The sequence below is a fragment of the Methylophaga sp. UBA3613 genome, assembly GCF_002375415.1.
Taxonomy (GTDB): Bacteria; Pseudomonadota; Gammaproteobacteria; order Nitrosococcales; family Methylophagaceae; genus Methylophaga.
This window is the reverse complement of record NZ_DFLS01000005.1, coordinates 36,298-48,946: the sequence shown is the minus strand read 5'-3', so window position 1 is coordinate 48,946 and position 12,649 is coordinate 36,298. Positions and strand designations below refer to the sequence as shown.

13 protein-coding genes are annotated in these 12,649 nt (G+C 46.2%); 9 read left to right on the top strand and 4 right to left on the bottom strand.

Annotated elements, in window-relative coordinates:
* Window positions 1-156 precede the first annotated feature (156 nt).
* From rplU to proB, 4 genes are all read left to right on the top strand, one after another.
* Window positions 157-468: a 50S ribosomal protein L21 gene (gene rplU, locus B3S93_RS05220; RefSeq protein WP_069295453.1), complete on the top strand. Its 312-nt coding sequence runs from the start codon at window positions 157-159 to the stop codon at window positions 466-468.
* Between the two features lie 28 nt (window positions 469-496).
* Window positions 497-754 carry a 50S ribosomal protein L27 gene (rpmA, locus tag B3S93_RS05215; protein WP_014705802.1) on the top strand — a complete coding sequence of 86 codons (258 nt, stop codon included), beginning with the start codon at window positions 497-499 and terminating at the stop codon, window positions 752-754.
* A 96-nt stretch (window positions 755-850) separates the two neighbouring features.
* Entirely contained in the window at window positions 851-1,900 is a 1,050-nt protein-coding gene (gene cgtA / locus B3S93_RS05210) for an Obg family GTPase CgtA (RefSeq protein ID WP_292354604.1), read from the top strand.
* Window positions 1,901-1,902: 2 nt separating this feature from the next.
* Complete coding sequence (gene proB, locus B3S93_RS05205) at window positions 1,903-3,033, top strand: glutamate 5-kinase (protein WP_292354606.1); 1,131 nt, start codon at window positions 1,903-1,905, stop codon at window positions 3,031-3,033.
* Window positions 3,034-3,096: 63 nt separating this feature from the next.
* On the opposite strand, the gene rpsT is transcribed toward proB, so the two are convergent.
* Window positions 3,097-3,357 (bottom strand): 30S ribosomal protein S20, encoded by a 261-nt coding sequence (gene rpsT / locus B3S93_RS05200; RefSeq protein WP_292354608.1) that lies wholly within the window; start codon window positions 3,355-3,357, stop codon window positions 3,097-3,099.
* 108 nt (window positions 3,358-3,465) lie between these two features.
* On the opposite strand from rpsT, the gene B3S93_RS05195 reads away from it, so the two are divergent.
* A complete protein-coding gene (locus B3S93_RS05195) occupies window positions 3,466-4,245 on the top strand; it encodes an exodeoxyribonuclease III (RefSeq protein WP_292403912.1) in 780 nt (259 codons plus the stop codon).
* 55 nt (window positions 4,246-4,300) lie between these two features.
* Window positions 4,301-4,468, top strand: coding sequence for a DUF6435 family protein (locus tag B3S93_RS05190; RefSeq protein ID WP_292403901.1), 168 nt, complete (start codon window positions 4,301-4,303; stop codon window positions 4,466-4,468).
* 782 nt (window positions 4,469-5,250) lie between these two features.
* Here B3S93_RS05190 and recQ read toward each other — a convergent pair.
* Window positions 5,251-7,377 (bottom strand): DNA helicase RecQ, encoded by a 2,127-nt coding sequence (recQ, locus tag B3S93_RS05185; RefSeq protein ID WP_292748488.1) that lies wholly within the window; start codon window positions 7,375-7,377, stop codon window positions 5,251-5,253.
* A 181-nt stretch (window positions 7,378-7,558) separates the two neighbouring features.
* Between recQ and B3S93_RS05180 the strand changes: the two genes are divergently transcribed.
* A complete protein-coding gene (locus tag B3S93_RS05180; RefSeq protein ID WP_292748486.1) occupies window positions 7,559-7,906 on the top strand; it encodes a cupin domain-containing protein in 348 nt (115 codons plus the stop codon).
* A gap of 632 nt (window positions 7,907-8,538) precedes the next feature.
* On the opposite strand, the gene B3S93_RS05175 is transcribed toward B3S93_RS05180, so the two are convergent.
* Together B3S93_RS05175 and dinB are read right to left on the bottom strand one after the other, a co-directional pair.
* Window positions 8,539-9,141, bottom strand: a complete 603-nt coding sequence (locus tag B3S93_RS05175) for a DUF6988 family protein (protein ID WP_292400585.1) — start codon at window positions 9,139-9,141, stop codon at window positions 8,539-8,541.
* 81 nt (window positions 9,142-9,222) lie between these two features.
* Window positions 9,223-10,314 (bottom strand): DNA polymerase IV, encoded by a 1,092-nt coding sequence (dinB, locus tag B3S93_RS05170; RefSeq protein WP_292748483.1) that lies wholly within the window; start codon window positions 10,312-10,314, stop codon window positions 9,223-9,225.
* Window positions 10,315-10,471: 157 nt separating this feature from the next.
* Here dinB and B3S93_RS05165 point away from each other — a divergent pair, with 157 nt between their 5' ends.
* Complete coding sequence (locus B3S93_RS05165) at window positions 10,472-12,010, top strand: AmpG family muropeptide MFS transporter (protein WP_292400580.1); 1,539 nt, start codon at window positions 10,472-10,474, stop codon at window positions 12,008-12,010.
* Window positions 12,011-12,045: 35 nt separating this feature from the next.
* Window positions 12,046-12,612, top strand: a complete 567-nt coding sequence (locus tag B3S93_RS05160; RefSeq protein WP_292400576.1) for a hypothetical protein — start codon at window positions 12,046-12,048, stop codon at window positions 12,610-12,612.
* Window positions 12,613-12,649: the final 37 nt, after the last annotated feature.

The following is a 12,649-nucleotide window of genomic DNA, read 5'->3' as shown; positions in this document are numbered from 1 at the left end:
CTGCCTGTTCTAGATGAATTAAACGCGTACTTTCTCACGGGTAACAGCGATTCGCAAATAATTCAATTTGCATTTGATCTGAATGTAGAAAGCGGTTAAAATTCCCGGTCTTTTGTTGGGTTACCCACAATAACATTTATTTTTTTGGAGAAAGCGATGTACGCTATTGTCGCGACTGGTGGTAAGCAGTACCGAGTTAAAGAGGGCGAAAAGCTCCGCGTTGAAAAATTGCCAGGTGAAGTGGGTGATACCATTGAACTGGGTGAAGTTTTATTGATCGGTGAAGGCGAAGACATTAAAGTCGGCGCACCCTTCTTAGATGGCGCAAAAGTAACAGCAACTGTGGCCTCAGTTGGTCGTGCGGACAAAGTTAAAATCATCAAATTCCGTCGTCGTAAGCACCATCGGAAACAGATGGGACATCGCCAATCTTATACAGAAATCGAAATCACTGGCATCACTGCCTAAGATTTGACAAATTTAAAGAGGATTTAACATGGCTCATAAGAAAGCTGGTGGTAGTACCCGCAACGGTCGCGACTCCGAGTCGAAACGCCTTGGTGTTAAACGTTTTGGCGGTGAAGCAGTATTAGGCGGCAACATTCTGGTTCGTCAACGCGGCACTCGTTACCATGCAGGTCGTAACGTTGGTATCGGTAGAGACCACACATTGTTTGCGACAGCCAATGGTAAAGTTGTATTCGAAACCAAAGGTGCGAACAATCGCATGTTTGTCAGCGTCATCGCTGAATAAAGAATTTGTTAGCCCGTTGGGGCAAACAGCTGAAAGCCCCGCTGATGCGGGGTTTTTTGTTTGTGGCAATTATTAAAAAATTATCTGGTCGGCAGTATGAAATTTGTTGATGAAGCGAAAATAAAAATCAGCGCGGGTGCCGGCGGTAATGGTTGCCTGAGCTTTCGTCGTGAAAAATATATCCCCTTCGGTGGTCCGGATGGCGGTGATGGTGGTGACGGGGGCGATGTGTATCTGCTGGCAGATACACAAGTAAACACTCTTATCGATTTCCGCTATAAACGTAACTTTAAAGCCCAGCGTGGCGAACATGGCCGCGGCAAACTTTGCAGCGGTGCCCGTGGCGAAGATTTGGTTATTAAAGTGCCCGTAGGTACCGAAGCCTGGGATGAAGACACCAATGAACTGATTGGTGACTTAGCCAAACACGGCGATAAGCTTATGGTGGCAAAAGGTGGCTGGCACGGTCTGGGAAATGCCCGCTACAAATCCAGTATCAATCGTGCACCGCGCCAAACCTCAGATGGAACCCCAGGCGAAGAGCGTACCTTACGCCTTGAAATGAAATTATTAGCCGATGTCGGGTTATTGGGTTTACCAAATGCCGGAAAATCCACCTTTATCAGTCAGGTTTCTGCCGCCCAACCAAAAGTAGCCGATTATCCTTTTACGACGTTGCATCCAAATCTAGGTGTGGTGACACTCAGAGATGTACGCAGCTTTGTTATTGCCGATATTCCCGGCCTGGTTGAAGGTGCAGCTGAAGGTGCCGGTTTGGGTATTCAGTTCCTTAAGCATTTAACCCGCACTCGATTGCTATTACATCTGGTTGATATGGCCCCAGTTGATGTGAAACAGGATCCAGTGGAAAGCGTTAAAATTATTAACCGTGAATTACTCCATTACAGCGATGCCCTCGGCAAGCAGCCGCAATGGCTGATTCTGAATAAAATGGATTTGGTCCCGGATGATATCCGTGACGAACTTACACAGGAAGTGTTGACCCGTCTTGATTGGCAAGGACCTGTCTACAAAATCAGTGGACAGACTGGTGAAGGTTGCGCGCAGTTGTGTGAAGATATCATGCAATACTTGGATGATTTACGTCAGAGTGAGCAGCCTCCCGCTAAACCCATCGAGGAATAACTGTGGAAAATCCGCATCAGCAACTTTTATCAACCAAACGTTGGGTGATTAAAATTGGTAGTGCTTTATTAACCAAGCCCGGAGAAGGCCTGGATGTGGATCGTATTCGCTGGCTGAGTGGCGAAATTGCCGAATTGAGAAGTCAGGGTAAAGAGATCGTTCTGGTCACCTCCGGCTCAGTTGCCGCGGGTATGCAAAGACTGGGCTGGCGAAAACGTCCACATGCTTTGCATCAGTTACAAGCTGCAGCCAGTGTGGGACAGATGGGACTTATCCATGCTTATGCCACGGCGTGTGAACAACACGGCATTCACACCGCACAAATTCTACTGACTCACTCTGATCTAGCGGATCGTGGCCGCCATTTGAATGCGCGCAGTGCATTGCATACTTTGCTTGAGATGGGCATTCTGCCGGTCGTTAACGAAAACGATACCATTGCCACTGACGAAATCCGATTTGGAGATAATGACACTCTGGCAGCCATGACCGCTAATCTGGTTGAAGCCGATGTTTTGGTTATCCTGACCGATCAGGATGGCTTGTTTGATAGTGATCCACGATTAAACCCCAATGCCAGAATGCTGGCAGCCTCTGCGGCCAATAATCCAAATCTGGATGGTATGGCGGGTGACAGTAAAGGCGAATTAGGCCGTGGTGGTATGGCAACCAAATTAGCTGCGGCCAGACGCGCGGCAAGATCCGGCGCGACTACGGTGATTCTATCTGGCAAACATCCACTGAATTTACGTCATCTGGCGGCAGGTCAGGGCGTGGGCACATTACTATGGCCCGACATTAAACCGATTAAAGCTCGTCAGCAGTGGCTTGCCGGACATTTGGTTCCTAAAGGTCGTCTGATGCTTGATGATGGTGCTGTCGCGGTAATAAAACAGCAAGGTCGAAGTATTTTACCGGTAGGTGTGCGTCAGGTAGATGGACAGTTTACCCGTGGTGAACTGGTTTTATGCACAGATCTGCAGGGGCGGGAAGTGGCTCGCGGCCTGGTGAATTACAGCGCTGATGAGGCCGTAAGGATTATGGGGCAGCCTAGTCAGGCGATTCAAAGCTTATTAGGATACGTTGATGAACCGGAATTAATTCATCGGGATAATCTGGTCGTCACGGGATAAATGACAGACATAAAAAAACCGGCGCGAGCCGGTTTTTTTTAGCTGATTCTATAGAACAGTCAATTACATTGCGCGGACAGCGTTGTTTAAACGGCTTTTGCCACGTGCAGCAGTATTTTTATGAATCAGGCCTTTACGAGCCATGCGATCCAGAACTGGAACTGCAGCTTGAAATGCAGCAACGGCTTGTTCTTTATCACCAACAGCAATCGCTTTTCTGAGTGCTTTTACTTTAGTACGCATCGCTGAACGCTGACTAGCGTTCAATTGACGGTGAGTTTCCGCCTGACGGGCGCGTTTTTTTGCTTGTGCTGAGTTTGCCAAAGTGTTTCTCCTAAGAATCAGCTATTTGTATATGAACCGGGCATTATCCTGATTTTGCTTCCATTTGTAAATGGTATGATGCTGTCTTTTTTCAAGCACGAGTGAATGATGCGAATTATATCAGCGAATTTGAACGGGATCCGAGCCGCTGCGCGAAAAGGATTTTTTGACTGGTTAAAAAAACAAGATGCCGATGTTGTGTGTATTCAGGAAACAAAAGCGCAAGTACATCAGCTGGAAGACAAGATTTTCACTCCTGAAGGCTACCACTGCTATTACCACGACGCGGTCAAAAAAGGTTACAGCGGCGTAGCAATCTACAGCCGTCTTCAGCCGGATGAAGTTATTACCGGTATGGGCAATGCCGAGTTCGATATAGAAGGTCGATATATCGAAGCCAGATTTGGCAAGCTCAGTGTGATTTCCCTCTATCTGCCATCAGGAACATCTGGTGATGAACGCCAACAGGTTAAGTATCGCTGCATGGAGTTTTTCGAAAATAAAATGCAGGAAATGAAAGAATCCGGTCGTGATTACATTATTTGCGGTGACTGGAATATCGCCCATAAAAACGAAGATATCCGTAACTGGAAAGGCAATCAGAAAAACTCCGGCTTTTTACCGGAAGAGCGCGCCTGGCTGGACAAGTTGTTTTATGAGATGAATTTTGTCGATGCTTTCCGCGAGTTACCACAAGCAGAGCACGAGTACACCTGGTGGTCGAATCGTGGACAGGCCTGGGCCAATAACACCGGATGGCGCATTGATTACCATATTCTGAGCCCGAGTCTCAAAGGTAAAGTCAAAGCCACTAATATTTATCGGGATGAACGTTTCTCGGATCATGCGCCGTTGACCATTGATTACGATTACAAGCTAAATGATTAATGAACTTTCAGTGTTTGTTTCTCTCTGATTAGCATCTATCTCAGAGAAACAAACCATGTTTTCATTATTCAAGTCGGATCCTGTCAAAAAACTAAAAAAGCAACTTGCTCAAAAACAGGAGCAAGCCATGCTCGCACAGCGCAGTGGTGATATACGGAAATTTGCTACGCTTACCGAGGAGTCTCAAGTGCTGGCTGATGAAATCAAGCAGCTTGAATCTTAATCCAGAGTAGGTTGAGCTGAGGTACGAAACTCAACAATCGGATTGAGATTTTCAACCTTGTCGTTACCGCTGGGGGTTCATTTATTTTGCGTACCCACAAATTCATCGCGAATCAAAATAAACGAACCAAACAAAAAGACAGTTTTGGGATTCACATACATCGGTAACAGGTTAATTCAACTACATGGGTTACCCCCGATCGCTCAATAACTTGTATTGTGACTTTCAACTTAGCAATTTCGGACTAAAGCCCGAGTTCATTTCTTTTGTTTGCCCAAAAGAAACGAACCAAAGAAAAGGGCAGCCCATGCTCGCCCTGCGGGTTCCCTGTGCTTCTCGATCTGGTCGGGCATGACGGAAACTCGCTGCGCTCAGACAGCCGTCATGCTGATCCGACCAGCTCTGCGATGCTCGGCTTCGCATAAGGGCATCAAGGAAAATGCCTCAAGCGTGTTGCTCGTGGATCCCCCTTTTGTGTTGACGAGTAGCGGCTTTTTGTCAGGATTAGAGACTTACCTGTTTGAGCGAAGCGAGTTTGGTGAGTCTCCCTGACAAAAAACGCAACGCAGTGGAGCCGCAGGCCAGCACAAGGGGTGCCCTTGGGTTGTTAGGGAATTGGGCACGCAATTCCCTGACTCGCATTCATGTGAAATCTGAATGGTGAATCGATTAGAAGCCCTTATTGATTTTCTAATCTTGAGATAGCTCCTTTAGCGGCAGCACAAAAGAAGATGGTTAGAAATCACTGCTGAATGCAATGAAGGCCAAATTAGCTAAAAACGTTAATAAATCGAAGCCCTGACACAACGAATCACCCCATAATCATAGGCTTCATCCAACGCTTCAAAAACGGTTTTTAAACTATCTGCTTCATCACCAAGTGACTCAATGGTCGAGATGATTTCATTAAATTCATTATCAGCCAGATCCAGCACTTTTTTAACATCCAGCAAACCCGCTTCAATGCCGTCTGACAGGTGACTGTAAACCGTGCTCACTTTCAATTCACGCTGTTTCGCTATTTGATCAGGGTTCAATCCTTGTTCATGCAGCATCAACGTCTGATTCACCGTGTCACGTAAGCCGTTATTTAATAATTCCGATAAGGGAAACTGCTGAATAACGGTTAAAAACCGTTGACCGTAATGTTCCAGTTTCTGAGCGCCGACACCGGAAATACGTGCCATGGCTTGCATATCATTAGGTCTGGTCTGACACATTTCCTGCAGCGTTGAATCATGAAAAATCACAAAAGGCGGCACGCCATTTTGTTGGGCGATCTCGGTTCGTAACTGGCGTAACGCTTCCCATAGCTCCTGATCCTGAGGACGCACGGTAGATTGTTTTTTCTCTTTTTTGCTGAGCGTTTGTTTGGCTTGCTGTTTACGCAGCAGCAGTTTTTGTTCGCCTCGCAAAATCGACCGACATTTTTCAGTCAGACGTAATGCACCATAACGATTGATATCAATATCAAGATAGCCGGTGGCGATAAGTTGGCGGAAGATACCGCGCCATTGCGTAGCGTTCAGATCTGAGCCAATACCAAACGTACTGAGCTGATCATGCTGGTTGGTCTTGATGCGTTCATCTTCACTGCCCACCAACACATCAATTAGATAATTCACCCCAAAGCGTTGATTGGTCCGATAGACACATGACAAGGCTTTTTGGGCAACTTCAGTAGCATCAAAATGCTCTGGCGGATTCTGACAGTTATCACACTGACCGCAGGTTTCCGGTGACGTTTCATCAAAATAGGCGAGCAGGGCATGCCGCCGGCAGCTGATGGATTCGCATAAGCCCAACATGGCATCGAGTTTGTGATGTTCGACTCTTTTGATAAGGTCCGGCGCATCAGAGTTCTGCATAAACTGCCGCAAGGTAATCACATCCTGCAGTCCATACGCCATCCAGGCATTCGCCGGCAAGCCGTCACGACCAGCGCGGCCGGTTTCCTGATAATAGGCTTCGATATTTTTTGGCAGATTCAAATGCGCGACAAAGCGTACATCAGGTTTATCAATACCCATACCAAAGGCGATGGTGGCGACAATAATTACGCCTTCTTCGCGTAAAAAACGCTGCTGATGATGTGCCCGCATTTGTGAGGTTAAGCCTGCGTGATAGGGCAAAGCGACGCGACCCTGGTCGCTCAACCACTCGGCAATTGCCTCGACCTTTTTACGCGACAGGCAATAAACAATCCCGGCATCGTTGGCATGTTGAGTTTCAATAAACTGCCAAAGCTGTTGTTTGGCCTGATTGGCTTCGGCAATGGCATAAAAAATGTTGCTTCGATCAAAACTGTTCAGGTAGACATTGGCGTCATGCAGATTGAGCTGTTCGATGATCTCAATACGAGTGCGTTTATCGGCGGTAGCAGTCAGCGCAATACGTGGAATATCGGGAAAGCGTTCATGCAACATCCGCAGTTGCTGATATTCCGGGCGAAAATCATGGCCCCATTGCGACACACAATGCGCTTCATCAATGGCAAACAGTGAAACCTGAATCCGCGACAGCATCGACAGGGTGCGTTCGTTTAATAAACGCTCTGGAGCCACATACAGCAAATCTATATGGCCAGCTTCAAGCTCAGTCTCAACGGCATTTGCTTCAGCAGCGGATAAACTGGAATTGAGAAATGCCGCATTCACGCCAAGTTGTTGCAACGCCATCACCTGATCCTGCATCAAGGCAATCAATGGTGACACCACAACACCAGTACCCGGGCGAATCAGTGCGGGGAGCTGATAACACAAAGATTTACCACCACCAGTTGGCATTAATACTAAGGCGTCACCACCGGCAATCACATGGTCAACGATAGTTTGCTGATTGTGACGAAAAGCGCTGTAACCAAAAACGTTTTGTAACACTTCCAGCGCGGGTTGCCCGACATGCTGCATAAGAAATTCAGTGATAAAAGGAAAGGGGCATTATGGCAAATTGTGCTTGGTTTAACATGTGATACGGACGATAAATTCGGTTTATCGTTCAAAGGCAGGCAAAATAGCGCAGGCAAATCACAAATCGCTTATCTCAAAACAGTCAGGTTTTGGGGATACATCTCAATCTTTAGGAAATAAAATGAAAGAAATAACAGTGGACAGCAACCCCAGTGAAGCTCGTTTAAAACAACTGGGCGTGGCTCACTGGCCAACATGGGAAAAAGGCGTATCAGTTTTTCCATGGTCGTTTGTCACTACAGAAATTGCTTATATCGTTGAAGGTGAATGTGTCATGACGCCTAACGATGGTGGCTCACCAACAACTTTTAAAGCCGGTGATTTAGTGGTTTTCCCTAATGGGTTTAAAGGTACTTGGGAAGTTAAAAAAGCTTTGAAGAAGCAATTTAAGCACCAGGATGGAAATTTTGTGAAATGTGCTCTCAGTCGTTTTAAGATTTTGAAAAATAAATTTAAATCAAATTCCTAAAACGTTTTTTGATCTCTCTAAGAATGGGCTAACTTCAATGCAGCTCAACAGGTAGCTGTCATTCGCGCGCAGGCGGGAATCTAGTGATATATGCAGGTTGGGTTGAGGTACGAAACCCAACAATCTGAATTATATTTTCGACTTTATCGCTGCCGCTGGGCGTTCATTTATTTTGCTTGCCCAAAATAAACGAACCAAACAAAAGGGCAGCCCATGCTCGCCCTGCGGGTTCCCTGTGCTTCTCGATCTGGTCGGGCATGACGGAAACTCGCTGCGCTCAGACAGCCGTCATGCTGATCCGACCAGCTCTGCGATGCTCGGCTTCGCATAAGGGCATCAAGGAAAATGCCTCAAGCGTGTTGCTCGTGGATCCCCCTTTTGTGTTGACGAGTAGCGGCTTTTTGTCAGGATTAGAGACTTACCTGTTTGAGCGAAGCGAGTTTGGTGAGTCTCCCTGACAAAAAACGCAACGCAGTGGAGCCGCAGGCCAACACTAGGGGTGCCCTGGGGTTGTTAGGGGAATGGGCACGCATTCCCCTGACTCGACATTAAGTCGAAACAGTCTTATTAAATATCAAACTGGTTTAAATGTAGCCATGCCGATAGTTGGGTTTCATTGCATTCAACCCAATTTAAGAACTAAGGATTTTAATGTTTCCGTATTTACCAAGAAATTCTAAAGCCAAATCCTCTTTACCAGAAACTATAGATGCACAGCATACCGATAAGCAGGCTATTAGCTGTGCATTAGCAACAAATGATTTAACTTCATTCTCTTTAAAGCTATTCGTCAAATCTGAATTAGTATATCTACGTCCAATTTGTTCCAAACCACCATGGGTAAATCCATGCATAAATTGCTTATTATTTTGGTAAAAGTTTGAAAATGTTCCTTTCTTTGAAATTTCACTGTTCTCTAATGCGTCAATCATCTTTTTTAATGAAAGTGGATCTTTACCGTTCGTGAAAGCAGAAATTTCATGTTTGCTTGCACACTCATGAAAATATAGGCCTCTCATTGTTGCTTCGTATTGAGGTCTTAAAAGAGCCGCTGCTGAGGCAAACTGTCTATTCTTAGATAGCAAAACAATAGAACCAAAATGCTCAAGTGATAAGTGCAGTAGCCCAAAAAAAACTCTATGTCGAATGTCACCTGGAATCGAGATTTCGTTCATTTTGGAATCGATTTCATACATTAATTTGCTAGCATTTTCTAAAGTTATTTCAAGACTCATATGGAAGTACACTCGGCTTTCCAAGTTAATGAATTAACAACTTTCCGGTTACATATAACTCAAAATATCAGCTTTATTAGCTCAGAACTCATCATTCAACATTAAATCCAACTGCGCCTGCCTCTTCTCATCAACCACCGGCAAATCAAACCCACTCAAACTCAACCCCACCAACCTAACCGGTTTATGTCCAGCCTCAGTCCGAGCCAACAGCTTCGGAATCCATTCCCACAAATCAGCAAAGCCAATACTGTGATCCAGCGTCTGAGCCCGCGTGACTTGCTGAAAGTCAGCATATTTCACTTTCACGGTAACCGTTCTGCCTTGCATATTGTGTTTGGATAAGCTTTCCACCACTTGCTGAGCGAGATCTAGCAGGATGTTGGTTAGCTCAGGAATTGACAGGATATCTTTGGAAAAAGTGGTTTCCTTGCCCAATGATTTACGGATACGTTGACTGCGTACCGGACGTTCATCAATCGCCCGGGCGATGTTGTAATAATACTGACCTGATTTACCGAAGCGCTCGGTGAGTTCAGTTAACGATTTCTGCCGTAAGTCATTACCAGTATGGATACCGAGGTTTTTCATCTTGGCTTCGGTGGCGGGGCCGATTCCGTGAAATTTGCCGACGGGGAGTTTGTTTACAAATTCCTGACCTTGCTCGGGGCGGATCAGATAAAGGCCATCGGGTTTATCCATATCGGAGGCAATTTTGGTGAGAAATTTATTGTAGGAGACGCCAGCCGAAGCGGTGAGCCCAGTCTCGGCGAGGATTTCAGCTTTGATGGCTTTGGCAATCAAGGTAGCAGATCCGTTAAACGATTCTGTGTATGTGACATCCAGATAGGCTTCATCTAACGAAAGTGGTTCAACTTCTGAAGCATAACGCCAGAATATTTCACGGATTTGGTTGGATACTTCTTTATAGGCATCAAAACGGGGGCGGACAAAAATGGCTTCGGGGCATAAACGATAAGCTCTTGATGAAGCCATCGCTGAATGAATACCAAATTTGCGCGCTTCATAACTACACGCTGCGACTACGCCACGGCTGTCGGGTTGACCGCCCACGATTAGCGGTTTGCCTTTCAGCTCGGGAAAGTCACGTTGTTCAACCGAGGCATAAAACGCGTCCATATCCACGTGAATGATTTTTCGTTGTTTAGCCATTAAGAATTAGTGTTGGTAAGTTCTCGATATTTTCTCATAATCCATCTGCGGATGTGCCAATAGATATTGCTATCTTGATCCGACAGTCATTTCAGAGTGGATTGCCGGAAGCGTCAATGTTACTTTAGCGAATTAAACCTCATCAGTGAGCTTACGTTTGATTGCAAGTATCCGTTCCTGGCAAGAAAGTCTGCGGGCTTTTTTTACCCCCCAAGTTGTCACCATGCTGTTTCTCGGCATTGCGGCGGGGTTGCCGTTATTACTGATTTTTTCATCTCTCAGCCTATGGTTACGTGAAGCGGGCGTCGATCGCAGTGCAGTCACTTATTTCAGTTGGGCGGCGCTGGGTTATTCATTTAAATTTGTCTGGGCGCCGCTGCTGGATATTCTGCCATTACCGATTTTGCATCGCCTGTTAGGTCGACGGCGTAGCTGGTTATTTTTGTCACAGCTGATGATTATCGCTTCGATCATAATGATGGCGATGGTCGATCCGGCAACACATTCCTTAACCTTAATGGCTGTTGCGGCTGTGTTACTGGGCTTTTCAGCCGCGACGCAGGATGTGGTGATTGATGCCTATCGTATCGAGTCTGCCGATACTCGTTTGCAGGCATTAATGTCTGCCAGTTATATCGCCGGATATCGCATCGGTATGCTGATGGCTGGGGCTGGTGCGTTAATGCTGGCCAGTTATTTTGGCTCTGAAATGGGTGAGTACGATTATCTGGCGTGGCGGCAAAGCTATTTAATTATGGCGGCACTGATGCTAATTGGTGTGGTCAGCACCTTGTTAAGCCCTGAACCTGAAGTAAATAAAAAGGTTCATGAGGATCGCAAGCGGGATTATCTGGGGTTGATGCTGACGTTTGCGTTGTCGATAAGCGGATTTATTGCCTGTTTCTATCTCACCAGCGACTGGGCTGGTCAGGCACGTTTGCAGTTACTTAACGTTTTTAATAATGGCCCTATGTCGGCGATTGGTGTTGAGTTAGTGCGTTTAGTGCTGGCCACCATGGTGGCCGTGATTATTGCCAGAGTGTTGATCTTGATGGGCTGGGCGCAGAAAAGCATTGTGCATCGAAGCTATGTTGAACCAGTGCAGGATTTCTTCAAACGCTACGGCCTATCGATGGCGTTGTTGCTGCTTTCGTTGATTGGGTTATATCGAATATCCGATATTGTGCTGGGTGTTGTGGCCAATATTTTTTATCAGGATATGGGCTTCACCAAGCCAGAGATTGCCACGGTGGTGAAAACATTTGGTTTGTTTATGACCATTGTTGGTGGTTTTCTTGGCGGTATTCTGGCGTTACGTTTTGGGGTGATGCGCATCCTGTTTTTAGGGGCGGTTTTATCGGCATTGACCAATCTGTTGTTTATGCTGCTTGCCCAAATGGGCAATGATATCTGGATGCTGTATATCGTGATTTCTGCTGATAATCTGTCCGGCGGTATGGCGAGTGCCGCCTTTATTGCATTTTTATCCAGCCTGACCAATATCTCGTTTACCGCGGTGCAATATGCCATTTTCAGTTCATTAATGACTTTATTGCCGAAAATCCTTGGAGGGTATTCCGGGACGATGGTTGAAAGCATTGGTTATGAGCAGTTCTTTTTGATGACTGCTTTAATGGGGGTACCAGTATTGCTGCTGGTCTTCCTGGCTGCCCGCCGTTTTCGAATTGATGGTTAGCTGATTAGCTTATGTGGCGCTGGCTATTCATTATCATGGTGATCTTTGTTGGCTGGCGTTACTGTTCACCCGACGCCATCCATTACGCTGCGCCTGATAAAGTCATAGATAAAGCACCTTTACAAGCCGAAGTAGCAGATCTTCCGCCTATTCCTTTTGATGACTATGCAATACAGCCGATGGCTGAATTTACCTTGGAAGCCAGAGTTCTGGCACGGGAAGATTATTGGTTAGGACGTGAAACTGATTTATCACCCACCGATTTGGTATTGGGTTGGGGAGAAATGGCGGATCCTGAAGTTGTTAAACAGATCAACATTCGCCAGTCCGGTCGCTGGTATTTCTGGCAGGTCGATTCATTTCCGATTCCTCGTCGGAACATTGAAACCCAAAGCGCCAATATGCATTTGATTGCGGCGAATGATGAAGTCGCCAGAACGCTTAAGCAGATCCGTCCGGGACAATTAATTACTCTGCAGGGCTATCTGGTAAATGTGAATGCCGATGATGGCTGGCGCTGGCGGAGTTCGTTAACTCGGGATGATACCGGTGCCAATGCATGTGAATTAATTTACGTGAAACAACTGAAAATCATTTCCTAACAGCTGGTTTTAGCGGGAAATTTCCCCGAAATGTTTA